Origin of the sequence: Pseudomonas sp. PDM05 (genome assembly GCF_014851685.1) — a bacterium.
GTDB lineage: Bacteria > Pseudomonadota > Gammaproteobacteria > Pseudomonadales > Pseudomonadaceae > Aquipseudomonas.
In genome coordinates this window covers 369305-394858 of record NZ_JACVAC010000003.1, presented here as the reverse complement: position 1 = coordinate 394858, position 25554 = coordinate 369305, and the positions used below count along the sequence as shown (strand labels likewise).

The 25554-nt window shown below is 63.9% G+C and carries 17 protein-coding genes; 8 read left to right on the top strand and 9 right to left on the bottom strand.

The features are described 5' to 3' along the window. The first annotated feature begins 36 nt into the window (after positions 1–36). The 4 genes from glmU (at position 37) to IB241_RS09310 (ending at position 4673) form a co-directional block, all read left to right on the top strand. Positions 37–1404 (top strand): bifunctional UDP-N-acetylglucosamine diphosphorylase/glucosamine-1-phosphate N-acetyltransferase GlmU, encoded by a 1368-nt coding sequence (glmU, locus tag IB241_RS09325; RefSeq protein ID WP_192298123.1) that lies wholly within the window; start codon positions 37–39, stop codon positions 1402–1404. A gap of 229 nt (positions 1405–1633) precedes the next feature. Further along, entirely contained in the window at positions 1634–2401 is a 768-nt protein-coding gene (locus IB241_RS09320) for a DeoR/GlpR family DNA-binding transcription regulator (RefSeq protein WP_192298122.1), read from the top strand. 10 nt (positions 2402–2411) lie between these two features. After that, entirely contained in the window at positions 2412–4244 is a 1833-nt protein-coding gene (gene glmS / locus IB241_RS09315) for a glutamine--fructose-6-phosphate transaminase (isomerizing) (protein ID WP_192298121.1), read from the top strand. A gap of 63 nt (positions 4245–4307) precedes the next feature. Then, positions 4308–4673: a hypothetical protein gene (locus tag IB241_RS09310; RefSeq protein ID WP_192298120.1), complete on the top strand. Its 366-nt coding sequence runs from the start codon at positions 4308–4310 to the stop codon at positions 4671–4673. A 7-nt stretch (positions 4674–4680) separates the two neighbouring features. Here IB241_RS09310 and pbpC read toward each other — a convergent pair whose 3' ends face one another. From pbpC to IB241_RS09265, 9 genes are all read right to left on the bottom strand, one after another. After that, positions 4681–6981, bottom strand: coding sequence for a penicillin-binding protein 1C (pbpC, locus tag IB241_RS09305; RefSeq protein WP_192298119.1), 2301 nt, complete (start codon positions 6979–6981; stop codon positions 4681–4683). After that, the gene (locus IB241_RS09300; RefSeq protein ID WP_192298118.1) at positions 6962–12766 is read right to left on the bottom strand and encodes an alpha-2-macroglobulin; all 5805 of its coding nucleotides are present in this window, start codon (positions 12764–12766) and stop codon (positions 6962–6964) included. Before IB241_RS09300 ends, pbpC begins: the two co-directional genes overlap by 20 nt. 93 nt (positions 12767–12859) lie before the next feature. Beyond that, positions 12860–13060, bottom strand: a complete 201-nt coding sequence (locus tag IB241_RS09295; RefSeq protein WP_192298117.1) for a DUF3077 domain-containing protein — start codon at positions 13058–13060, stop codon at positions 12860–12862. 595 nt (positions 13061–13655) lie between these two features. Continuing rightward, positions 13656–14588, bottom strand: coding sequence for a phosphatidate cytidylyltransferase (locus tag IB241_RS09290; protein WP_192298116.1), 933 nt, complete (start codon positions 14586–14588; stop codon positions 13656–13658). Between the two features lies 1 nt (position 14589). Continuing rightward, on the bottom strand, positions 14590–15210 hold the full coding sequence (locus tag IB241_RS09285) for a lysophospholipid acyltransferase family protein (protein ID WP_192298115.1): 621 nt from the start codon (positions 15208–15210) through the stop codon (positions 14590–14592). A 9-nt stretch (positions 15211–15219) separates the two neighbouring features. After that, a complete protein-coding gene (locus IB241_RS09280) occupies positions 15220–15663 on the bottom strand; it encodes a hypothetical protein (protein WP_192298114.1) in 444 nt (147 codons plus the stop codon). Then, positions 15653–16951, bottom strand: coding sequence for a phosphatase PAP2/dual specificity phosphatase family protein (locus tag IB241_RS09275; RefSeq protein ID WP_192298113.1), 1299 nt, complete (start codon positions 16949–16951; stop codon positions 15653–15655). The genes IB241_RS09280 and IB241_RS09275 overlap by 11 nt, the downstream gene beginning before the upstream one ends. A gap of 2 nt (positions 16952–16953) precedes the next feature. After that, positions 16954–18702 carry a bifunctional alpha/beta hydrolase/class I SAM-dependent methyltransferase gene (locus IB241_RS09270; RefSeq protein WP_192298112.1) on the bottom strand — a complete coding sequence of 583 codons (1749 nt, stop codon included), beginning with the start codon at positions 18700–18702 and terminating at the stop codon, positions 16954–16956. A gap of 10 nt (positions 18703–18712) precedes the next feature. After that, positions 18713–19333 (bottom strand): CDP-alcohol phosphatidyltransferase family protein, encoded by a 621-nt coding sequence (locus IB241_RS09265; RefSeq protein ID WP_192298111.1) that lies wholly within the window; start codon positions 19331–19333, stop codon positions 18713–18715. A gap of 333 nt (positions 19334–19666) precedes the next feature. Between IB241_RS09265 and hflK (IB241_RS09260) the strand changes: the two genes are divergently transcribed. From hflK (IB241_RS09260) to IB241_RS09245, 4 genes are read left to right on the top strand one after another with little or no spacing between them, the layout of a single operon-like run. Further along, entirely contained in the window at positions 19667–21571 is a 1905-nt protein-coding gene (gene hflK, locus IB241_RS09260) for a protease modulator HflK (RefSeq protein ID WP_192298110.1), read from the top strand. 9 nt (positions 21572–21580) lie between these two features. Then, positions 21581–22576 carry a protease modulator HflC gene (gene hflC, locus IB241_RS09255; protein ID WP_192298251.1) on the top strand — a complete coding sequence of 332 codons (996 nt, stop codon included), beginning with the start codon at positions 21581–21583 and terminating at the stop codon, positions 22574–22576. Continuing rightward, positions 22573–23607 carry a protease modulator HflK gene (gene hflK, locus IB241_RS09250; protein ID WP_192298109.1) on the top strand — a complete coding sequence of 345 codons (1035 nt, stop codon included), beginning with the start codon at positions 22573–22575 and terminating at the stop codon, positions 23605–23607. Before hflC ends, hflK (IB241_RS09250) begins: the two co-directional genes overlap by 4 nt. After that, complete coding sequence (locus IB241_RS09245) at positions 23604–25490, top strand: cation-translocating P-type ATPase (protein ID WP_192298108.1); 1887 nt, start codon at positions 23604–23606, stop codon at positions 25488–25490. Before hflK (IB241_RS09250) ends, IB241_RS09245 begins: the two co-directional genes overlap by 4 nt. Positions 25491–25554 lie beyond the last annotated feature (64 nt).

The following is a 25554-nucleotide window of genomic DNA, read 5'->3' as shown; positions in this document are numbered from 1 at the left end:
GTCTGACGCCGGACCGCTCAGGATTGGTAGCCATTCATGTCTCTTGAAATCGTCATTCTCGCCGCAGGCCAGGGCACTCGCATGCGTTCGGCACTGCCCAAGGTGCTGCACCCGGTTGCCGGCAACTCCATGCTTGGCCATGTTATCCACAGCGCCCGGCAACTTGATCCGCAGCGTATTCACGTGGTCATCGGCCACGGTGCCGATGTGGTACGTGAACGCCTGGCTGCGGACGACCTGAATTTCGTATTGCAAGACAAGCAACTCGGCACCGGCCACGCCACCGCGCAAGCCGTGCCGTTCATCACGGCCGACACCGTGCTGATCCTCTACGGCGACGTGCCGCTGATCGAAGTGGAAACCCTGCAACGCCTGCTCAAGCACGTGGTACCCGGCCAGATGGGCCTGCTCACAGTCGAACTGGCTGATCCGACCGGCTACGGCCGTATCGTGCGCAACGCTGACGGCAAGGTCGCGGCCATCGTCGAGCATAAAGACGCCAGCGAAGCCCAGCGCGCCATCACCGAAGGCAACACCGGAATCATGGCGGTGCCTGGCAATAAGCTCGCCGACTGGATGAGCCGCCTGTCCAACAACAACGCCCAGGGCGAGTACTACCTCACCGACGTCATCGAGATGGCCGTGAGTGATGGTCTGCTGGTCGCCACCGAGCAACCCCACGACCCGATGGAAGTGCAGGGCGCCAACGACCGCAAGCAACTCGCCGAACTGGAGCGTCACTACCAACTGCGCGAAGGCCGCCGCCTGATGGCCCAGGGCGTGACCCTGCGCGACCCGGCGCGCTTCGATGTGCGTGGTGAAGTCACCGTGGGCCGCGATGTGCTGATCGACATCAACGTGATCCTCGAAGGCCGCGTAATCATCGAAGACGACGTGATCATCGGCCCCAACTGCGTCATCAAGGACAGCACCCTGCGCAAAGGCGTGGTGATCAAGGCCAACAGCCACCTGGAAGGTGCCGTGATGGGCGAGGGCAGCGATGCCGGCCCGTTCGCACGCTTGCGTCCGGGCAGCGTGTTGGAGGCCAAGGCCCATGTGGGTAACTTCGTCGAACTGAAAAACGCCCACCTGGGCGAGGGCGCCAAGGCCGGTCACCTGACTTACCTGGGCGATGCCGTGATCGGCGCGCGCACCAATATCGGCGCGGGCACCATCACCTGCAACTACGATGGCGCCAACAAGCACCAGACTGTGTTGGGCGAAGACGTGTTCATTGGTTCCAACAACTCGTTGGTTGCCCCGGTGAGAGTCGGCGATGGCGCCACCACCGCGGCCGGCTCCACCATCAACCAGGATGTGGATAACTTGCAGCTCGGCGTCGCCCGCGCTCGCCAGCGCAACATCGATGGCTGGAAACGCCCGGTCAAAATCAAAAAGAGCTGAGTTATCCACAGCTCGCCTGGCCAGCGCGATCCCCTGTGGGAGCTGGCTTGCCTGCGATAGCGATCTATCAGCCACTGATGTGCAAGCTGATACACCGCTATCGCAGGCAAGCCAGCTCCCACATCTGGTTGGGGATTTTTCCAGAAATTTACCACGCCCCGCTTGACGATCTTTCGCCAATAGGTTTTGATTGCCTTCGTTATCTTTCGAAACGAAACTTATCATCACCATGTCGAAACGAAATACACCCCAACGCCGCCACAATATCCTGGCTTTGCTCAATGAACAGGGCGAAGTCAGCGTGGACGCATTGGCCAAGCATTTCGAAACGTCGGAAGTGACCATCCGCAAGGACCTGGCCGCTCTCGAAAGCAACGGCCTGTTGCTGCGTCGCTACGGTGGCGCCATCACCATGCCCCAGGAACTGGTAGGCGATGCCGCTCAGCCCATTTCGGTGTACAAGCGCGCCATCGCCCGTGCCGCCGTGATGCGCCTGCGTGAGCACGCACGCATCATCATCGACAGCGGCAGCACCACCGCCGCGATGATCCCTGAACTGGGCCACCAGCCCGGCCTGGTGGTGATGACCAACTCCCTGCACGTGGCCAGCGCCTTGAGCGAACTGGAACACGAGCCCGTGCTGCTGATGACCGGCGGCACCTGGGACCCGCATTCGGACTCGTTCCAAGGCCAGGTCGCCGAACAGGTGCTGCGGTCCTATGACTTTGATCAGCTGTTCATCGGCGCCGACGGCATCGATTTGCAGCGCGGCACCACCACCTTCAACGAACTGCTGGGCCTGAGCCGTGTGATGGCCGAGGTCGCCCGTGAAGTGGTGGTGATGGTCGAATCCGACAAGATCGGCCGCAAGATTCCCAACCTGGAACTGCCCTGGAGCAGCGTCCATACCCTGATCACCGATGATCGCCTGCCGCTTGAGGCCCGCGACCAGATCCAAGCCCGCGGCATTACGCTGATATGCGCGGCAATCATCTAGGAGAAACACCATGTGTGGCATCGTAGGCGCAGTCGCTGAACGCAACATCACCCCGATCCTGATCGAAGGCCTCAAGCGCCTGGAATACCGTGGCTATGACAGCGCCGGTGTAGCCGTCTTCACCAACGCCGGCAAGCTGGAGCGCACGCGCCGTCCGGGCAAGGTCAGCGAGTTGGAACAAGCCTTGAACGGCGAGCCGCTGGTTGGCCGCCTGGGCATCGCCCATACCCGCTGGGCCACTCACGGCGCTCCGTGCGAACGCAACGCCCACCCGCATTTCTCCGGCGACCTGGCCGTGGTGCACAACGGCATCATCGAAAACCACGAAGTGCTGCGCGACCAACTCAAGGGCCTGGGCTACGTGTTCACCTCGGACACCGACACCGAAGTCATCGCCCACCTGCTCAACCACAAACTCAAGGACCACAGCGACCTGACCGCCGCCCTCAAGGCCACGGTCAAGGAACTGCATGGTGCCTACGGCCTGGCCGTGGTCTGCGCCAGCCAACCGGACCGCGTCGTTGCCGCCCGCAGTGGCAGCCCGTTGGTGATCGGCCTGGGCCTGGGGGAAAACTTCCTCGCTTCCGACCAACTGGCCCTGCGTCAGGTCACCGACCGCTTCATGTACCTGGAAGAAGGCGATATTGCCGACATCCGTCGTGAAAGCGTGCAGATCTGGGACGTAAACGGCAACTCCGTCGAGCGTGAAGCCGTGCAGTACCGCGACGGTGCCGAGGCTGCCGACAAGGGCGAATTCCGCCACTTCATGCTCAAGGAAATCCACGAGCAACCAGCCGTGGTGCAACGCACCCTGGAAGGGCGCCTGAGCCAGCACCAGGTGCTGGTCAACGCTTTCGGCCCGCAAGCGGCCGAGCTGTTCGCCAAAGTGCACAATGTGCAGATCGTCGCCTGCGGCACCAGCTACCACGCCGGCATGGTCGCCCGTTACTGGCTGGAAGAACTGGCCGGCATCCCGTGCCAGGTCGAAGTCGCCAGCGAGTTCCGCTACCGCAAGGTCGTGGTGCAGCCCGATACCCTGTTCGTGACCATCTCCCAGTCCGGCGAAACCGCCGACACCCTGGCCGCCCTGCGCAATGCCAAGGAACTGGGCTTCCTCGCCAGCCTGGCGATCTGCAACGTCAGCATCAGCTCCCTGGTGCGCGAATCCGACCTGACCCTGCTGACCCAGGCCGGTCGTGAAATCGGCGTGGCCTCGACCAAAGCCTTCACCACCCAGTTGGTCGGCCTGCTGCTGCTGACCCTGTCCCTCGGCCAAGTCCGCGGCACCCTTGCTGCCGGCGTCGAAGCCACCCTGGTCGAAGAGCTGCGTCGCCTGCCTACCCGTCTGGGCGAAGCCCTGGCCATGGACAGCACCGTGGAAAAAGTCGCCGAACTGTTTGCCGACAAAAACCACACCCTGTTCCTCGGCCGTGGCGCGCAATACCCGGTCGCCATGGAAGGCGCCCTCAAGCTCAAGGAAATCTCCTATATCCACGCTGAAGCCTACCCAGCCGGTGAGCTGAAACACGGCCCATTGGCCCTGGTGGATGACGACATGCCGGTGGTGACCGTCGCGCCGAACAACGAACTGCTGGAGAAGCTCAAGTCCAACCTGCAGGAAGTGCGCGCCCGTGGCGGCCAACTGGTGGTGTTCGCCGACGAAAAAGCCGGCATGACCAACGGCGAAGGCACCCACGTCATCAACATCCCACACATCCACGACATCCTGTCGCCGATCCTCTACACCATCCCGCTTCAACTGCTGTCGTACTACGTCGCCGTGCTCAAAGGCACCGACGTCGACCAGCCGCGCAACCTGGCAAAGTCGGTGACGGTGGAGTAACCCCGCGTAGCCTGGAGGCCCCTCGGGTCTCCAGGATCAGCACGACGAAAGGATTCGACCTCGATGCCAACCCCTCTTTCCCAAATCGGCGAGCGTTTGCACAATCGCCGGTTTGCGGTCGCAAACAACACCCAAGGTCTCTCTGGCGCCGGCACGGTTTTTCATTACCAAGTCGAAGGCGAAGCCATCTGGGGCACCTACCAAGGCGGGCGGATTCGTATCGGCCAGCAGGTCGGGCGTGTAACCGGCGAGGATACGATCGAGTTGCTGTTTCAGTGCGTGACCACACAGGGCGAGTTATTGGCCGGCTGGTCTCGCGGCACGGTCGGCGTTGATGCTGCCGGGCGCACTACGCTGGCGTTTGTATGGGGTTGGTTGTCGGGGGCGACGGGAGGTGGGGAGTCCAGCTACACCGAGCTTGTCACATAGCGGCTGATCACGGCACAAACTCCACCCGCAACCCCCGGCTCGCACTGCGCCCCTGATCATCGCTGACCCGCAGCCGATACTCCCCTGATTTGCCCGGTCGCCAGTTCAGCGTGGTCTGCGGCGGGCCCTGGCCGATCAAGGTTTGATCGGCGAACCAGTACAGCGTCGCCGCATCGCTGGCCGCGTTGGCATTCAGCGGGATGCTTTCCTGGGGTTGCGACAGGCGCAGTTGATAGCTCACTTGGGTCAGCGGTGAGCGGATCTGCGGCGCTTCGCTCTGGTCGCTGATGCGGTTGGGCTGGCAGTTTTTCATCACGCTGGGCGGCGTGCGCCGGGGCAGGCCGGCGGCGCGGTACAGGCGCTGTATGTCGCTGGGCCAGAATTCGAAGACTTCTTCACGGGTGTACTGCGCCTCGAAGGGCGGGCACGCGGCCTTGCCGGTGCGCGTGTCGATCAGCACCGGGCGATGCAGGTTGGATACTCGAATCGGCGACACGCCGGGCAGATACCAGGTCTTGCGGGTTTGCGGGCACCAGCGGTTGGGCAAATCGCCGGAGGCGGCGCAGACGTCGATGCGTACCAGCCCGACGGGCGGCTTGTCGGGCTTGATCACCACATTGGGCAACGCCAGGGGCAGGGCGTCGGCGATGCGGAAGAACAGCGGCGCGGCGGTCTTGGCGCCGATAAACGCCGGGTTCGGCCGGCCGTCGAAGTTGCCCACCCACACCACCAGCACGTAGGGGCCGACCAGGCCGGCGCTCCAGGCATCGTGAAAACCCCAGGAGGTGCCGGTTTTCCACGCGGTGCGCCAATGGCGGCCGGGCAAGCCATCCGGGCGCGGGTTGCGACGCAGCATGTCGCGCACCATGAACGCGGCCTGGGGCGTGAGCAGTTGCGCCCCGGTGGATTGCGGCTGCTCCTGCAAATAACGCAGCGGCCGCAAATGCCCGTCACCGGCCAGCATCACGTACAGCCGCGCCAGCTCCTCCGGGGTCATCTCGCCGCCGCCGAGGGCCAGAGCCAGGCCGTAATGACTTTCGTCACGCAGGCCCTTGATACCGGCGCGTTGCAGCAATCCATACAAGGACGGCGATTTCACCTGGCTGGCCAGCCACACTGCCGGGATATTGCGACTACGGATCAATGCATCGCGCGCCGTCAGCGGGCCGACAAAACTGCCGTCGAAATTTTCCGGCTGGAAGTAGCCGAAGTTACTGGGCAAGTCCTTGAGGATGCTCATGGGGTGGATCACCCCCTGGTCCAACGCCAATCCATACAGGAACGGCTTGAGCGTGGAGCCCGGCGAGCGCCGCGACAGCACGCCGTTGACTTGACCGTGGATGCCTGTGGATAAGTAATCCGCCGAACCCACCAGCGCCTTGACGCTCTGGTCGCGGCTGTCGATCAGGATCGCCGTGGCATTTTCCACGCCGGTGCTGCGCCGCTCGGCGATAAAGCCGCTGATCAGGCGTTCGAGCAGTTGCTGCAACGGCAGGTTGAGGGTGCTGTTCAGCTCATTGCCGGGCTGGGACGCCAGCAGTTGCTCACTCAAATGCGGCGCCAAAAACGGGATCTGCTGGCGGTTACGCGCCTCCAGCGGCAAGTCCAGCAAACTGTCGTTACGCGGGTCTTGTGGATAAGTCTCGCGCCAGTCGGCCATCAAGCGCAGCCGCGCATTTTGCAGCGACGCCCCGAAACGCGCGCGCCGCCCCGGCTGTTGCGGAATCACCGCCAGCGCCAGCGCTTCGGACAACGACAATTGCGCGGCGGCCTTGCCAAAGTAGATGCGGCTCGCCGCCTCGGCGCCTTCGATATTGCCACCCATCGGCGCCAGGTTCAGGTAGGCCTCGAGGATGTCGTGTTTGCTGTAGCGCGTTTCCAACCACAGCGCCAAGGCCATCTGCTGCAACTTGCCGGGCACCTGGCGGGTGTTCAGGTCCCATAGGCGCCGCGCCAGTTGCATGCTCAAGGTCGAACCGCCCTGACGCTGGCCACCGCTGTAGGTGGCCATGGCCGCACGCAGCAAAGCCGGGGGATTGATCCCCGGGTGCCAGTAGAAATTGCGGTCTTCCTTGAGCAGCAAGGCTTCGACCAGTGAAGGAGACATCCGCTCCAGCGGTAGCCATAAGCGGTATTGGCCGTCATCCGCCAAGGTCATGCGCAGCAGCGAGCCGTCGTCGGCCAGCACCAGCCGTGACGAGGTCACGGCCTGTTCCAGCGGGGCGTGGGGCCACAGGCGCAGCCCCGCCAGCACCACCGCCGCTAGCAGCAGCGGCGGCGCCAGGCGTTTAAGGCTTGGTAATTTCAAGATGGCCTACTTTGCCGCGCCCTTGCAGGGTGGTTTCGTACATGCCTTCGGCGTAGGCCGGTGGCGTATTGAACGTCCCCGCGTTGGTGGCGCGCACGCGGTACACGAAGGTACCTACATCGCGCAGTGCAGTGCCGTACAACACCACTCGATCATCGCGTACATCCACGTAGTCCGGCTGCCAGTTGCTCAGCTCGGTCTCGCCGATGGGCGCTTGCCAGGCTTCGGCTTCCTGGCTGTCTTCTTCCACATACTCGGACTCTTCGCCTTCACTCTCTTCGCTGCTGGCCGCTTCCGGCTCCGGCGGCAAGTTATACACAGGCTCGACGCCACCCGGCAGCAGGTCGACCACCGCCACTTGCTGCACCTGGTCGCGATCGGTGGCGCGCAGACGCAAGCGCACCAGGAACTCATCGCCCACTGCGACCTTGCTCACCGGGTCGCCCTTGAGGTCGAGGTACTCGTGGATGATCTCCAGGCCGTTGTTGATCGGCTTGAGCTTGGCGCCCTTGTCGAAACCGGCTTCGCTGAGCATGTAGAACGCGGCCGGGCCGTCGGATTTTTCCATGACCAGTTTTTGCGTGGCCCCGGGAACGGCGGCGCGCGGCGGCTGGCCAGCCATTTCCAGCAACTGTTGTTGCTTGTCGCCCAACCAGGCCGTGGCCTTGAGCGTCATGTCGCTTTGCGCACGCTGGCCATAGTTATCCAAAGCCCGCAGCAACAGTGCCGCCGACAGCGAGTTGTAGCGCTGTTCGTTCAAGCGTTTACCGAGTTTATCCAGCAGCGCCGTTGGCACGTCGTCCATCAGCTCCGGGAAATGCCGCGCCAGCAGGTGCAAGTGTTCGGCGTCGTGCACCAGCGGGTCGTAGTACATACCGTCGCTGGTCCACTTATCCACAAGGGCGCGCCAAGGGATCTTGCGGAACAAGGTATCGGCCTGGCGATCCTGCTTGAGCAACTTGTAGCTGGCGGCCAGGTAAGCGGCACCGAGGTCGTTCTGCCAGCTGTCCTTGAAGTAGCTCTCGTAGCGCTCGCGAATGTCACTCAAGGCACCGCTCACCAGAATCCCCTGACGGCTCAGCAGGTAACTGGCGTAGGCACGGTTGCGCAATTCCGACAGGCCTTCGCTAGGACCGTTGGCCAAATCTGTCAGATACGCGTTCGAGCGTACCAGCAGGTCTTCCGGCACCGGCAACCCACGCTCCTTGGCTTCGATCAGGAAGTCGGTGGCATACAGGCTGGCGTACGGCGCCACATCCGGGTTGGCCGCCCACAAACCAAAGCCGCCGGCCTGGTTCTGGCGTTGGCGCAACATGCGCACCGCGCTGCTGAAGGCCTGCTCGGCTTCAGGGGCGTTGCCACCCCAGATCAGCGCGGGCATGGCCTTGGACACCAATTGCTCGGTGCAGGCGTAGCCGTAGTCATCCAGGTAATGCTTGAGACCGTTGGCCCACACCAGCGGCGAGGCGGCGACGCCCAGTTGTACGTCGCGCAGTTGGCTGAACAGCTCGCGGGTTGGCTTGAGCTCTTTGCTGGCGCTGTCGAAGCGGCCCAGGCTCAAGGCCACACGGTGCTCACTCAGGGGGCGGATCGAAGTGGTTTCCGCCACCTGGATACGCTTGCCATCCGGCAGTACCGCGACAAAGCGCAGGTCGGCCGAACCCAGGGTTTCACCGACCTTGATCTTGAACTCGGCGGTGCCTTCCTTGCGCGGTTGCAGGGCCAAGGTGCTGCCCTTGTCGCCCTGCACCTTGAGGCCGTCGCTGGTTTGCACCTCAAACTTCACGTTGGCCGCGGCGTCGAGGTTGCTGAACACCCCGGCGCTGACATTGAACACATCCCCAGGCGCCACGAAGGCCGGCACGTTCGGTGTGATCACGATCGGCCCACGCACCTCGGTGTTGGCCTCACTGACACCCACGCTGTCGCTGTCCACCGCCACCGCGAAGAGGTGCAGCTTGCCGTTGAAACTGTCCGGCACCTGGTAATGCAGCACAGTCTCACCGGCCGGCAGGTCCACCAACCCGGACCACCACGCCACGGGCGGCTGATGTTTACGCTTGAACGGGTTGAGGTGATTGGCCAGGGCGCCTTCCGTATCGCCACCGGGCGCTGCCCCACTGAGCAAGCGGCTGAATTCCGGCAGGATCAGGTCAAGGATCTGACTGGTGCCGACTTCCAGCGCGCGCTTCTGGAAGAAGAAACCCAACGGGTCCGGCGTCTGGTAGCGCGCCACTTGCAGGATGCCTTCGTCTACCGCATACACCACGGCGCGGCCCGGGCGGTCGGCGTTGACCTTGATGTCGAGCATTTGCCCCGGCTCGACCTTCGCCGGGCCCTCGACTTTCAGCGCCATGCGTCGCGCATCCAGGTTGATACTGAAGGGCACCACGCCGGAGGACAGCGGGCTCATATACACCTCGGCCGAGCCCATGTCGCGCACAAACTGCACGTTGACGTAGGCATTGCCTTCAAGCCCCGCAGGCACGCGGATATGTTGCACGCTGTTGGTGCTGTCAGCCCTGAACCACTGCTGGGTATAGACCTTGTCCCGTTCGATGGTGATCAAGCCGGCCCCGGTGTACGGCGCGCGGATACTGATGGCGATCTCGTCGCCGGTGGCGTAGCTGCGTTTATCCAGGCGCAGTTGCAGTTCGGCGTTGCGCTCCAGGGAGCGCGAGGTGTTGCCACGCCCGGCCACGCTGTAGTCGATCTGGTTGAGCAGGTTGCCGTTGGCGTCTTTCAGTTGCAGGGTGTAATCACCCGGCGTGCCGGTGTTGAGGCTCTGCCTGGCGCCGTCCTGGGTCATCACCAGCTTGGATGCCGGCTGGCTGATGTTCTTGATGCGCGACTCGTACTTGTAGGTGCCGTTGGACTGTTTCACCAGCACCGACACATAGCGGTGCTCGACCACTTCGCTGGTCAGGCCCTCCACTGCCAGCGGCGAAAGGTCCGGCGCCACGGCCAGCCATTGCACCTCGCGTGGCGCATCCTTGGCGACGTACGACAGCGAGTCCTGACTTTTCACACCCACAAGGTAAGGCGCAGACGACACCAACAAGGCACTTTGCGCCGCCACGTTGCGCCCGCCTTCGGCTTCGAACACCTGGGTCATGACCTGCAGGCGATAGGTGCTGTTGGCGAAGCGTTGCAGGTTGAGGTCGAGCAGAGCCTGGCCGTTGTCATCCACGGTGGTTTCGGCGAGGTCTTCGGTGCTGGCCTCTTCCAGGGAATCGTTGAGGCGGAAGCGGTAATCGGGATAGCGCTCGAATGCCGCGAGCGTTGGGCTCAGGGACATTTTCGCGGTCACCCGACGCCCGGCCGCCGGGGCGCCGAACAGGTGCATCGCGGTGACTTTGGCGACCACTTGGTCCGGTGGAATCCAGCCCTGCACGGGAGTGTCATGCAGGCTCAGGCTGACTTTCATGCGGTCCGGTTCAAAGTCGCGGACCTTGAAGCTGACGCTGCCCAGGTCGGTGCGGGTCTGTTTCTGGCCAATCAACTGCAAGGTCGCGGTGTAGTCCCCGGCGGGGGCGACTTCGCTGCTGGGGAAATCAAAGGTTTCAAAACCACTGGCGGACAGCTTCAGCGGCTGGCGAATCACTTCCAGGCCGCGTGGGTCGGTGATTTGCAACTCTACCGGCAGGCCTTGCAGGGCACCTTTCCAGTTGCCGCTGCGCACGATCATGCCCAGGTGCGCGGTCTCGCCTGGGCGGTACAGGCCGCGGTCGGTAAACAGGTAGGCGCTGAGGCGATCAACCGCACCGTCTTCTTCCAAACCGCCTACATCGAAGCGCGACAAATCCAGTTGCTGGGACTGACGGGCAATCGGCAGGAAGGATTGGTCATTGCCGCGAGTGACGACATACATCAGCGGCGTTTTCTCACGGCGCAATTCATCCAGCTTGGCGAAATGCGCGTGGCCTTCGCCATCGGTGCGCCCGCTGCTCACGGGCAAGCCGTTGCGGCCGATGATGTCGACCTGTGCGTCGGCCACCGGCGAACCGTTGCCGATGGACTGTACGTACACATCATGGCTGCCATCGCTGGAGCGCTTGGCGATGATGCCCAGGTCGGTCACTACGATAAAGCGCAGGTCGCTGGTGCTGCTGCGGTCGTACTCGAAGGTGCGCTCGACCGGCTCGTCCTGGGGGCTGAGCTTGAGTACAAAAATGCCACGACGGCCGCCGTTGGCGGTGAGGTAGTGGCTGAGGTCGACGTTGTCGTAGACGGTTTTCGCCGGGTCATTGGACGACAGTGGAATGTCCAGCGTCTGACGTTCCACCATGCGGTCGAAGTACTCGTTGCCGAAATTCGGCCGGGCAAAGCTACCGCTGCTCTGGTCCACCAGATGCTGCAATTGGTTGGGCAGCAGGCGGGCGATTTCCACATGGGCGCCGGGCACGCCACGGGCCATGAAGCCCAGGCGTTTTTCGCCGTTGAGGCTGAGCAGGGCGCCGTCAGACAGGAACTGCAACGTGCGCGGGTACGCCGGCATGCTGATCAGCGACGCCGTAGGATTCTTCGCCAGATAACCGCCGATGGCTTCCAGGTTGGCGGGCACGCGCACATAGATAGCCCGGCCGGCCGGGGCCTTGAACTTGAAGGCATGCAGGGTGTTCAACGGTTCGACGCTGGGCACGTGGGTCAGGTTGACCTTGGTGCTGCGGGCGAGCAGGGCATCGTCGATGTCGTTGCTGTTGTAGGGGCGCGTATCGTCCTCGGCTTTTTCCGGCAGCAGCCAGGCCTGCACCTTACCGGCGATGGTGTCATCGGCTACGGCGCTAGAGCTGCTGAACATCAGCACCGGCTCGGGTTCGCCGCGCTGGTTGTCGACAAAGCTGACTTCGGCGCCAGTGAATGTCAGGCGATAACGCCCGGGCACCGTGACTTGCGCCACCAGCGGCGCGTTGCTGGCGTTGCCGCCGTCGCGGGCCTTGAGGCCTTCGTCGAGCTTGGCGCTGACCGGGGTACTTTCCAGCGGTGTAGCCAGGGCGGCGGAGCGCACGTAGGCGTTGAGTTTTTTCTCGTCGAACGTCACTTCCGGCCGATTGGGCAACTGGGCGTCGCGGTAGGCCAGGCCTTTGCCAAGGGTCACTGTCACGCGTTTGCGTAGGCTGTCTTCATCCACTGGGTGGGAAAAGTGGAAGGTCGCCACCAGCTGTTTCAGCGTTGGATTGGACGGGTCCTGGTACAGCTCGTTTTGCGCCAGGGTGGCGCGGAACGGTTGGGTGGAGAACTGGGCACTGTATTGGTCGAGCAGTACGCCGTCGGCCAGCAGGTTTTTCTTCGCCAGGTCCAGGGTGTAACCGGCGTCGATCGGCCAGTCTTTCTCCGGCACGAACAGCAAGGTGCGGTCATCGGACCAGCGCCACGTACCCGCCACGCTCGGCTTGAGGGTGATGCCTTCGCTCACCGGCTTGCCAATCGCCGCCAGTGGGGCCACGGACTCGGCGAAACGCACCTGCAAGTTATCCACAACCGGCGTTGGCTGGGTGTAATCGGTGAGGTTGGGCTTGTGCAGCGAATAACTCACGGTGTGGGGCTTGGGCAGGTGGGAATACCACTGCCAGCCGTAGAACCCGGCAGCGCCCAGCAGCACCAGGCCCAGCACGCCGGCCCCGGCCTGGCGCGGATAAGCGCGGGCCTTCTGACCGAGCGCCAGCACGCCATCACCGATGGCGCGCAGCCAGAACGGCGGGCTCCATTGGCCGAACAAGGCGCCCACCACAGTCGTTAATGCACCGTACAAACGGCGACAGATCGTTTTGAACGAGTCGAACATGGTGAGCATCCCTGGCTAAGTGCGGCGTATCTTACAGTGTCTTTGATACAAAAGATGACACCGATACGCCGCATTATTTGTGGCGAGGGAATGTTACGAAGGGGTCATACATTCCAGCGAGCGATCCACCATGACTTTGGCCATTTTCGCCAGATAGCTGGCGGTTTTGGGTGAGTCACCTAATGCTTCAGCGCACTGGAGCAGGTCTGAGGCGTAAGCCAGGGCGTCTTCGAAGCTGAGTTCGGGATGGGTGATGAAAAAGGGATGGGGTGGGTCGGGCCTTACTTTGCTCATTGCGTTAACTCCAATGTAGAAAATTGGAGCTGACAGCCATCGCTGCTAAACAATGGGTGGCAGCTGTACGCAGGTTAGCAGGCCGGAACATTGGGAATCCGACGCACCCGAAGGTGCCCTGCGCACAGCCACCATAAAGCGTTGGCAGAAAAAAACGCCATGCTTGAGATGGCGCTTGTGCGCCCAATGTTGAACATTCGAGCTGCTAAACCCGGTCACTGAATGGGCAGTGACGAACGCAGACTAGCTACCGAAAAGGCAGGGCACAAGCGGCAGGGATTCTCTCGGAAATGTCCTGCGAAAGAAAGGGACGCGAGTGGTAGGAGTGCTTGTTTCAGACTTTGCCGCAGAACAAATGCACGCAGGTTTGCTGACGGAGTTTGGCACGATTTGTAAGCCTATAGGCTTACAAATTACCGACCCTTGTAAGCCTGTAGGCATAAAAGTTTTTAGGTGTCACCGCAAAGCCTATGTGGGAGCGGGCTTGCTCGCGAAGGCGGTGTGTCAGCCAACCTATCAAGTGGCTGAAACACCGCCTTCGCGAGCAAGCCCGCTCCCACATTTTTGATTTTTGGATGGCTGGAGAATGGTGGACTCAGGTCCACCAGAACCGCACCAGGTGAAAGAAAATCGGCGCGGCAAAACACACCGAGTCCAAGCGATCCAGCATGCCGCCATGCCCCTCGATCATGTGCCCCCAATCCTTCACGCCCCGGTCGCGCTTGATCGCCGACATCACGATGCCGCCAGCAAACCCCAGCAGGTTGATCAACAGCGCGATCAGGAACGACTGCCATGGGTTGAACGGCGTGGTCCACCACAGGGCTGCGCCGATCAGGGAGGACAGCAAGATCCCGCCGACAAAGCCTTCCACGGTTTTGGAGGGCGACAGGTTGGGCGCGATCTTGTGTTTGCCGAACAACTTCCCACACACGTACTGGAGCACGTCCGACAGTTGCACCACGATCACCAGGTAGGCGATCAGCAGCAGGTTGCGGCCCTCGTAGCCGGGAATGTCGAGGGTCAGCAGGGCCGGCACGAACGACACGCAGAACACGGCGATCATCAGGCCCCATTGCACCTTCGACGCCCGTTCCAAAAAGTGTGTGCTGTCGCCGCCGAGGGAGGCGAGGATCGGCAGCAGCAGGAACACGTACACCGGGATGAAGATCGAGAACAGCCCGTACCAGTCCGAGTAAATCAGCAGGTATTGCAGCGGCAGCGCCAGGTAGAACGCGGCCACCAGCGCCGGGTAGTCGCTGCGGCGGGTGGGGGTGAGGGTGAGGAATTCGCGCAGGGCGTAGAACGACACCGCGTAGAACAGCAGGATCACCGCCCCGGTGCCGAGCCAGAAGGCGATGCCGATGACCACCACCATCACCCACCAGGCGTTGATGCGTGCGTTGAGGTTGTCGATCACCGCGTTAGGCGTGCCACGGGTGCGCAGCTTGAGGATCAGGCCGATCAGCGAGGCGAGCACCAGGATCGCGCCGATGCCGCCGAACAGCATTATGGTCTGGCTATGCATATCAGGAATGCTCCGGGGCTAGGGCGAGCAGGGCGTCACGGGTGCGGGCGAGGAACGCGGTCTTGTCTTCGCCTTCTTCCAAATGCAACGGCGTGCCGAAGCTGGTGGTGCACAGCAGGGGCAGCGGCAACACGCGACCCTTGGGCATGACCCGGTTGAGGTTGGCTATCCACACAGGCACCAGTTCGGCCTGTGGGTAACTTTTTGCCAAGTGATACAAGCCGCTTTTGAACGGCAGCAGGCCGTCTTCCAGATTGCGCGTGCCTTCGGGAAACAGGATCAGCGAGTCGCCGCCTTCCAATGCGGTCAACATGGGCTGCAACGGGTTATCCACAGGGTCCTTGCGCTCGCGGTCGATCAGCACGCCGTTGAACACACGGTTGATGATGTAGCGGCGCAAGGCGCTTTTGCTCCAGTAATCGCTACCGGCCACCGGGCGCGTGAATTTGCGCAGGTTTTGCGGCAATGAGGCCCACAGCAGCACGAAGTCGCCGTGGCTGCTGTGGTTGGCGAAGTAGATGCGTTGCACCGGCACAGGTGCGCAGCCCAGCCACAGGCTGCGGGCGCCGGTAACGGTGCGGGCCATGGAGGTAATCAGCGTGGCGACCACGGGTTCGAACATGGGAATTCCTTATCCGGCGAAAGGCAGCCAGGGGCTGGCGAGGATCACGCCCAGGGTCAGCAGCGTTTGTGCACCCAGCAACCAGGCTTGTTTGCGCAGCAGTTTGAGGGCGCCGCGACGGCGTTCGGTCCAGGGCCGGCCGGCGCGTTTGGGCGCTTGCAGGCCAAGGGTTTGCAGGGCCAGGTCGAGGTCGGCGGTGCGTTCGGTGTCGCGGGCGAGCAGGGCGAACAGGTCGGCATCGAAGGCCACGCGCAGCGCCCAGTACTTTTGCAGCAGCCCAAGGATAATCATCCACAGGCTGAGCAGCAGGCAGATTGGCGTAATGCTGGCCATCAGCAGTTGGGCCAGGCCGAACAACACGCCGAGCAGGGTCAGGCCTGTGGATAACTGATCCAGCGAACGGCCGCGGCGCAGCAGGCTGGCGACGACCTGGAGTTCCATATCAGCGGGCATGGGGCAAACCCTCCAAAGCTTCACGGTGAGCGGGGTGCAGGACCACATCGGCCCGCGCTGTACGAATAATAGTCAGCGCATCCTCCACCGTCGTGGCCCGCCCGCTGTGCAGCAGCCACGCGGCAACCGCCGTCGCGCTGCGCGAATAGCCCAGGGCGCAACACACCAGCAGCGGGCCACTGGCGCGCAGGCGTTCGATGGCCTCGGCGGCGAGCAGGCATTCGGCGGGCGTCGGGGCGATCAGGTCCAGCACGGGGATGGCCTGATAGGCACGTCCCTGTGGATTAATCGGCAATTCGGCGCAGAGATCGACGATGGCCTTGAAGGGCTCCTGCTCGCGGGTCGTGGGAATGCGCCCGAGCCAGACGTTATCCACAATCCGGTCCGGTTGTGGATGTTTGCGTGTCCACAGGCGCGAGTTGATCCACGCCGCCGCCAGGTAAGGCGCATACAGCCAGCGCGCGGCCGGTGTCAGTCGACCATCGGCGCGCTTCTGGAAGCCTGCGGCGCCCAGCACGAAGTAGTTCGCCTTGATCAAGGCCAGGGACACCGCCGGCCACAGTAGCCACAGCCAGCCGCCGCCCAGGGCCAACGCAAGCACCGCCAGCAGCAACGCGCCCAGGCCGTAACGCGCGCCCAGCCGCCAGCGCTTGGGGTCCCGCGTCAGCCGCGCATTCAGCAGCGGGCTCGGATGTTCCACCGGCCATAGCCACACGCAGATCCAGCCGGCGAGGGCGCCTGTGGGTAAGTCGATAAAGTGATGTTGATAAGTGGTCAGCACCGAAAGACCGATCAACGCGAACCAGCCGTGTACCAGCCAGCGCCAGACACCCTGGGTGTGGCGCTGGTACATGACCCACAGGATCACCAGCAGCGCGATGTGCAGCGACGGCGCCTGGTTGAACGGTTTGTCGAACCCGGCCAGCACGGCAAACAGCCAGCCGAACACGCCATCCAGTTCGGGCCGCTCGAAGGTGAAACGCAGCGGCCAGATCAGGAAGCAACTCACGGCAATCACCTGCGCACTCAATAGCCGCAGCGCATGTTGCTTCAGTTCATGCCGGCTGTTGGGCAGCAACAGGGAGAACCCGTAAAGCAGGTCGATGGACCAGTAGGGCACGATGCTCCACGCCAGGAAGGGCATGTGGGTTTCCCAGTCGAACACCAACGTGCCGACGTCGCTGCGCTGGCTGGTGACCCAGGTGGCGAAGCCGTAGGTGCTGAAGAACAGCGGCGCCAACAGCAGCAGCCAGAGGACGGCGGGCTTGAGCAGACCGGGTTCGCGCATGTTCAGATCTTCTGTGCCACGGACACGGTGAAAATGCCCCATTCGTCCACCCGCTGGGTGATCTTGCGAAAGCCCGCCGCCTCGACCAGTTGATCCATCTCCGCCTGGCTGCGCCGGCGCATTACCCAGGCCTGGCCCTGGCGGTGGCTGGTCAGCGCACGGGCGATCAGCTCCAGTTGCGGGTGCCATGGCTGGCCGGTGTAGACCAGATAACCGCCGGGCTCTACCGCTTCAGCCAGCCCGGCCAGCGAGCCGCCGACCATGGCGTTGTCGGCAAACAATTCGTACAGCCCGGACACCACCGCCAGCGTCGGCTTGGGCGCCAGCGCGGCCAGGTCCGTACGGTCAAATGCATCGCCTTTGACGAATTGGGCAATGTCGCCCAGGCCCTTCTCGCGAATCAGCGCGCCACCGTCACGCACATTGATGTCGCTGTAGTCGCGCAGCAGGATCGACTCCGGCAGCGGCGAAACGCCCTGCAAGGCTTCCAGAATGTAGCGACCGTGGCCGGCGGCGATGTCGACGATGCGTACTTCGCGATCATCGGCACGCAACTTGGCCATGGCCAGGCGCAGCAGTTCCTCGACGTTCAGCTTGCGCTGGCGGATGCCGCGCCAGCCGATGGAGTTGAGGTAGTTGGTGTCGATCATCCGCCCCAGCCCGCCCTTGCCGGTGGGCTTGTTGCGGTACACGTAGTCCAGGGTGCTGCCGGAGTCGAAACCGGTGTCGAAGCCCAGCTTGACCCCGTCCGACAGGTTCTTGCCCAGGCCCATGCTGGCGCGGGTCAGGCGCCAGTACAGGTCGCGCAGGGAGTTGCGCGGCAACGGCGCGGCGAGGGCTTCGGATTCGGCGCAGGTGGCGCCGATCTTGTCGGCGTCGAGCAGCGAGGCGCGGTCCAGCGGGTGTTCGAAGTTCTGCAGGATAAAGCGCTTGGCGCTGCTCACGGCGGTGGCGCGGTCGCGTTCGCCGAGGGTGTCGTGGAAGAAACCGGGGAGGATGTGCAGCTCTTTTTTCAGGCTGCCGAGGCGGTCGAAAAATTGCTGCTGGGGTTTGCGGTGCACCACGAAGTCCGAGCCGGACACCAGTAATTGGGTCGGCACCTGGATCGCCTGGGCATCGGCCACAACCCGGTCGGCCGCTTCGTACAGGCCGAGCAGCACATTTACCGAGATCGCCTTGGTGATCAGCGGGTCGCTGTCGTAGGACGCCACGCGCTCGGGGTCATGGCTGAGGAACTTGGCCTTGACGTAGCTGTTGACGAAAAAGTTGCCGCGAAACTTGCGCATCAACGCCAGGCCCGGCCGGGCGAACGGCACGTAGAGCTTGACCTTGAACGCCGGCGAGGCGAGCACCAGCGCGCGGATCTTTGGCGCGTAGTCATGCACCCAGGTGGCCGCGATCACCGCGCCGACGCTTTGGGCGATGACGGCGAAGTTCTCTTCCTCGATGCCATAGGTGGCGCCGATGTGGTCGCAGAAGGTTTGCACGTCGCGGGCGCTGGTGGCGAAGCTGGGGCTGTCGCCGCGTTCGCCGGGAGACTGGCCGTGGCCACGGGCATCCCAGGCGAAGAAGTCGAAGTGTGGCAGGTCCAGTTCATCGACCAGATGGGCAATGCGCCCCGAATGCTCATGGCCGCGATGGAACAACACGATGGCCTTGCGTGGCCCGTCGCCCGCGGTGGCCGGCCAGTGCCGGTAGAACAGCTCGACGCCATCGTGGGTACTGAAGGTGTGTGCTTGTTGTTCGCGCATCGCAAAATCCTTATGCAGAAGGGGAGTCTTGTTGTTCTTTGAGGCCTTGGCGCACCCGGTTGACCAGGGTGTAGGCAAGCAGGGCGGCGACCAGCCACATCACCCCATCCACCCAGCTGGCGCCGAGCCAACCCAGCGCTACACCAGTGGCCAGCACGCCGAGCACAAACGCCCGATCGCTCTTGCCCATCGGCCCGTCGTAGCGCCGCGATGCGCCCACCATCGGCCCGAGCACCCCGGCGTATTCGCTGAACACCGCCAGCAACGCCACCAGCAGCACCGGCGCCAGGCTCACGCCGGGAATCAATGCAAACGGCAGGATCAGCGCGCTGTCGGCAATCACGTCGCACAACTCATTGAGGTAGGCACCCAGGCGCGACTGCTGGCCGAATTCCCGGGCGAGCATGCCGTCGATGGCGTTGAGGGCCATGCGCAGGATCATCCACAGCGGGATCAGCGCAAACAGCCACAGGTGTTGGGCGAAGCTGGCGATCAGCAGGCCGACCAGCAGGGAAACCACGCCGGCCAGCACGGTGATCTGGTTGGCGGTGGTGCCGTTGTCGTAGAGGCGCTGCACGAGGGGGCGCAGCAGGTTTTGAAAACGCGGTTTGAGCTGATAGATCGAAATCATGGGAGGTGACGCTTCCTTGTCCGTGAGCCCGCGAAAAACTGGCTTGGAGTGTGCCGCTTAATCCTGGCCTGTACCAGTGATGGCGCGTGTTTATGGGGGTTTAGTCACGCTCCCGAGCACAACGAGGTATAGAAGTGGAAACGATCAATGTGGGAGCTGGCTTGCCTGCGATTGAATCACCTCGGTTTTGCTGGAAGACCTTGTTGTCAGCATCGCAGGCAAGCCAGCTCCCACAGGGAATCGGTGGTTGGGTTTGAAAGCGACATTCACCGGACAAAAATTTCACGCCCCGTGTTATATCGTAACCAATTGTGTGCAAGCGGACGTAAGTGGATGCAAGTGGATCTAGAGGCTGACGGCGCTTCGGTGGAAGGCCTGCCGCGTTTTCAGCAGGGGCTGTTCCATGCCCGTCGATTGCGCCAGGCCGGGATCAGCCTGACGGCGGTGGCGCTGTGCGGGTGGGTACTGGCGCTGTTCGTCGCGCTGTTCGCGCCGCTGTCGATCTGGCCGGTGGTGTTGATCAACTGTGCGTCGGCGTTGCTGTTGCTGGTGGCCGGTTTGCAGTCGGCGTGGTGGGTGGCCGATTGGCGCGCCCAGGCGCTGGAAGAACCTGCGGCGCAAGTGCCGGTTGAGGACACCAGCCGCTACGCCCGCTTCACCGAGCGCTTCGCCCAGCAGATCGGTACGCCGGTGGTGTGGCTCGGCGGTTGGTCGCTGCTGGCGCTGGTCAGTGTCGTCGAGTTCTGGAACCTGGCCCTGCCCGCTGCAGCAGTCGGTCAATCCGCCAGCATCGGTGCCGCGTTGGCACTGGCCTTGGCGTTTGGCCTGCTGGTGTTCGAACGCCGCCTCGCCCAGGAAACCGCCGTGCAATGGCCGGAAGCCGCGCAGCTGGCGCAGTTGAGCCGGGTGGCGATTATCTGCCTGGTGCTCAGTGGAATTTGCCTGCTGTTCGCCAGTGCCGAAGCGGTCTGGCCGTTGCGGCTCGCGGTGCTGATCGGCGGGTTACCCGCGCTGGTCGCCATCGAGTTTCTGCTCAGGGCCATCCTTTCGCTGTTCAGTCCGCGCCAACCACGCCTCGAACCGCGGCTGATGGCGCAAAGCGTTATCGCCGGGCTGCTGCGCTGGCCACCGCAACCCTTGCTCGCCTTGCAGCACGAATTGCACAACCGCTTCGGCATCGACCTGCGCCAGATCTGGGCGTTTACCTACATCCGCCGCGCATTTCTGCCGGTGTTGCTGGTGGTGCTGGCGGTAGGCTGGGCGCTTACTGGTGTGCACGAAGTGCCCCTGCAAGGTCGTGGGATTTATGAGCGCTTCGGCAAGCCGGTGGAGGTGTTCGGCCCTGGCCTGCATGCCGGTCTGCCCTGGCCGCTGGGCCGCGTGATCAGTGTGGAAAACGGCGTGGTGCATGAACTCGCCACCAGCGTCAGTGAGGCCGCCGCCCCGGAGCTGGCCGCCGCTGAAGGCCCGGCGCCGCTGATCGCCAACCGCCTGTGGGACGCCAGCCACGTGAATGACAAATCCCAGGTCATCGCCAGCAGCAGCGGCGACAAGCAGGGCTTCCAGATCGTCAACATGGACGTGCGTTTCGTCTACCGCATCGGCCTCAACGACCACGCCGCGCTGGCCGCCACCTACAACAGCGCGGATGTGCCGACCCTGATCCGCAGCACCGCCAGCCGCATCCTGGTCCACGACTTTGCCTCGCGCACCCTTGACGAATTGCTCGGCGAGCAACGCACCAGCCTCGCTGACGAGATCGGCCGCGCCGTGCAGGCCGATCTGCATCACCTCGACAGCGGCGTGGAAATCCTCGCCACGGTGGTGGAAGCGATCCACCCACCGGCCGGCGCCGCTAATGCCTATCACGGCGTGCAAGCTGCGCAGATCGGTGCACAGGCGCTGATCTCCCGCGAACGCGGCGCCGCCAGCGAACAAACCAACCTGGCCCTGCTGCAAGCCAGCAGCGCCCGTGACCAGGCCACGGCCACCGCGCGCGAAGTGAATGCCGGTGCCCAGGCGGCCGACCTGCGTTTCGCCGCCGAACAAAAGGCCTACGCCAGCGCGGGCAAAGCCTTCGTGCTGGAACAGTACCTCGGCCAACTGAGCCAGGGCCTGGCCCACGCCAAGCTGTTGATTCTGGATCATCGCCTGGGCGCCGACAGTGCGCCGACGATCGATCTGCGTTCTTTTTCCTTGCCGGCCGATCCGTCGCTGCCGCGCAAAGCCGTTCAATAAGGAGTCGGTCTGTTGAGCGCTCATTCTCACGATCACGGTCATCATCATGGCCATCACCACCACCACCATCATCATGGCGACGAACCCGCCGCCGGCCCGTTCCCATGGCGGCGCATGGCCTGGGCGGTGCTGCTGGTGCTGTTTGCGGTCGCGGCCGCGAGCCTGGTGCAAGTGCGCTCCGGCGAAGCCACGGTGATTACCCGTTTCGGCAACCCGGCGCGGGTGCTGCTGGAGCCGGGCCTGGGCTGGCGCTGGCCGGCGCCGTTCGAAGCGGCGATCCCGGTGGACCTGCGCCTGCGCACCACCTCCAGCGGCTTGCAGGACGTGGGCACCCGCGATGGCCTGCGCATCATCGTGCAGGCGTACGTGGCGTGGCAGGTGCAGGGCGATGCCGACAACGTGCAGCGCTTTATGCGCGCCGTGCAGAACCAGCCGGATGAAGCGGCGCGGCAGATTCGTACCTTTGTCGGTTCGGCGCTGGAAACCACCGCAGCCAGCTTTGACCTGTCGAGCTTGATCAATACCGATGCCAGCCAAGTGCGCATTGCTGATTTTGAAGCGCAGTTGCGCCAACAGATTGATCAACAATTGCTCACCACCTACGGCGTGCGCGTGGCCCAAGTCGGTATCGAACGGCTGACCTTGCCGTCGGTGACGCTCACCGCCACCGTCGACCGCATGCGCGCCGAGCGTGAAACCATCGCCACCGAGCGCACGGCCGTGGGCAAGCGTGAAGCGGCGCAGATCCGCTCCGCCGCCGAGCGTGACGCGCGCATCGTGCAGGCCGATGCCACGGTCAAAGCCGCCGACATCGAGGCGCAATCGCGGGTCGAAGCCGCGCAGATCTACGGCCGTGCCTACGCCGGTAATCCGCAGCTGTATAACCTGCTGCGTTCGCTGGACACCTTGGGTACCGTGGTTTCGCCAGGCACCAGGATCATCCTGCGCACCGACGCGGCGCCGTTCCGCGCCCTGGTGGACGGGCCGAAGGACGTCCAGCCATGACCGAGCGTGACAGCCCGGACAGCCCATGGGTCCAGGCCGGGCGCCTGACGTTCCTGGCGCTGTACGCGGTGACCGTATTGGCCGCGTTGGCCTGGGCGCTTTCCAATGTGCGCCAGATCGACCCGCAGAACCGTGCCGTGGTGTTGCACTTCGGCGCCCTCGACCGTATCCAGAATGCCGGGCTGTTGCTGGCCTGGCCGCAGCCGTTCGAGCAAGTGGTGTTGTTGCCCGCGGCCGATCGCGTGATCGAGCGCCGGGTCGAGAACCTGTTGCGCTCCGAGGCGGCGACCCAGGCTGACCGCGTGGCCAGTTTCGCCACGCCATTGAGTGATGCGCTGGCCGGCTCCGGTTACCTGCTGACCGGCGATGCCGGGGTGGTGCAGCTGGATGTGCGGGTGTTCTACAAAGTCACCGAGCCCTATGCCTTTGTGCTCCAGGGCGGGCATGTGCTGCCAGCGCTGGATCGACTGGTGACGCGCAGCGCCGTGGCCCTTACGGCGGCGCGGGACCTGGACACGATCCTGGTGGCGCGCCCCGAGCTGATCGGCACCGACAACGGCGCCGCCGAACGTCGCGAACGGCTGCGTGGCGATCTGGTGCAAGGCATCAATAAACGCCTGGCGGAGTTGACCTCCAGCGGTTTGGGCCTGGGCATCGAAGTCACCCGGGTGGATGTGCAATCGAGCCTGCCGGGCCCGGCGGTGAATGCTTTCAACGCAGTGTTGACCGCCAGCCAGCAGGCTGACAAAGCCGTGGCCAACGCCCGCACCGACGCAGAAAAACTCACCCAGGCCGCCAACCAGCAGGCCGACCGCGTGGTGCAAGTCGCCCACGCCCAGGCCAGCGAACGCTTGGCCAATGCCCGGGCGCAAACCGCCACCGTCGCCAGCCTGGCCCAGGTCAAAGACCCTGGCTTGCTGCTGCGCCTGTACCGCGAACGCCTGCCGAAGATTCTCGGCCAGGCCGGTTCCGTGACCACAGTCGATCCGAAAGACGACTCCCGTTTGATCATTCAGGGAGCCGAACAATGAGCGCACCCATGCTGACCTCCGCCGAGCAGCGCAGTGCTGCGCGGCAATTGACCCTGGCCATGCTGGCCCTCGGTTTGCTGGTGCTGGGCCTGGCGTGGCGCTGGCTGGCGCCGGATCAAAGCGGGGTCAGCCAGTTGCTGCTGGGGGTTGCCTCGCTGTTGGTGGCCGTGCCGGTGATGCGTTCGGCGTGGTACAGCCTGCGCTTTCCGAGCCTGCATGGGATCACCGACCAACTGATCGCCCTGGCCATGCTTGGGGCCTGGGCCACTGGAGATCTGCTGACGGCCGCACTGTTGCCGATCATCATGATCTTCGGCCACGTGCTCGAAGAACGCAGCGTGATCGGCTCCCAGGAGGCGATCCACGCCCTGGGCAAACTGACCCGCAGCCATGCGCGGCTGGTGCAGGCCGATGGCAGCATCGTCGAGGTGGATAACGGCACGCTGCACACCGGCGATATTGTCGAAGTGCGCGCCGGCGACCGTGTGCCCGCCGATGGCGTGGTGCTGTCGGGCCAGGCGAGCCTGGACACCGCGCCGATTACCGGCGAGTCGGTGCCGCTGGAAGCGAGTGCCGGCGTGCAGGTGTTTGGCGGCGCGATCAACCTCGACGGCTTGCTGCGCCTGGAAGTGACGCGCACCGGGCATGAATCCACGTTGGGCAAAGTCATCGCGCTGATGCAGAACGCCGAGCGCTCCAAACCGCCGATCACGCGGCTGCTGGAGCGCTATGCCGGCAGCTATATGGTGTTGGTGCTGCTGCTGGCGGCGGTCACCTGGTTTGTCACCAACGACGCGCAGGCGATGCTGGCGGTGCTGGTGGCGGCGTGTCCGTGTGCGTTGGTGCTGTCGGCGCCGGCCACGGCGATTGCCGGGATCGCGGTCGCGGCGCGGCATGGGATTTTGATTCGCAGCTCGGCGTTTCTGGAGGAGCTGGCGGACCTGACCTCGTTGGTGGTCGACAAGACCGGCACCCTGACCTATGGCACCCTGCGCCTGCAATCCATCGAGACCACTGCGCCGGATCGGCAACGGTTGCTGAACCTGGCCGCCAGCCTCGGCTCGGCCAGCAGCCACCCGGTCAGCCGCGCGTTGGCGGGCTTGGCGACGCAGGAACAATTGCCGGGGCTGACCGATATTCGTGAACGCCAGGGCCTGGGCGTGGTGGCGCAGACCGCGCAGGGCGAAGCGGCTCTGGGGCGGCCGGAGTTGTTCGAACAGCTGGGCATCGTCACCACACCGGTGCCGACTCACGACGGCCCGATTGCCGGGTTGGCGCTGGATGGCCAGTTCCTCGCCTGGCTGCTGCTGGCCGACCGCGTCAAACCGGAAGCGCGCCAGGCGCTGCAAGAGTTGCGCGACCTGGGCCTGGGCCGCCAACTGCTGCTGACCGGCGACCGTCAGAGCGTGGCCGACAGCCTGGCGCTGGACGTGGGCATCAGCGACGTCCAAGCCCAGGCGCTGCCGGAAGACAAGCTCAACCGCGTGCTGGGTGAGATCGGCAGCGGCTTTCGCCCGATGGTGGTGGGCGACGGCATCAACGATTCCCTGGCGCTCAAGGCCGGTGTGGTCGGCGTGGCCATGGGGGCAGGCGGCGCCGACATCGCGCTGGCCTCGGCGGACGTGGTGCTGATCGGCAGCGACCTGCGGCGCCTGGGCACCTGTGTGCGCTTGAGTCGCCAGTGCCGGCAGACGTTGCAGGTCAACGTGATCATCGGCCTGGGCTGGACGCTGGCGATCGTGGTGTTCGCCGCGTTTGGCTGGCTGGGCGCTGCCGGGGCGATGATCGCTGCGGTGTTGCATAACCTCAGCACCTTGCTGGTACTGGGCAACGCCGGGCGTTTGCTGCGCTTCCAGGAGCCGTTGTTGACGCTCGAAGAATAAATTTCGAGCTTGTTGTAACGCCAGCCGGGCACCTCTCTCTAGTGGTGTGTCGAGACCGCACATT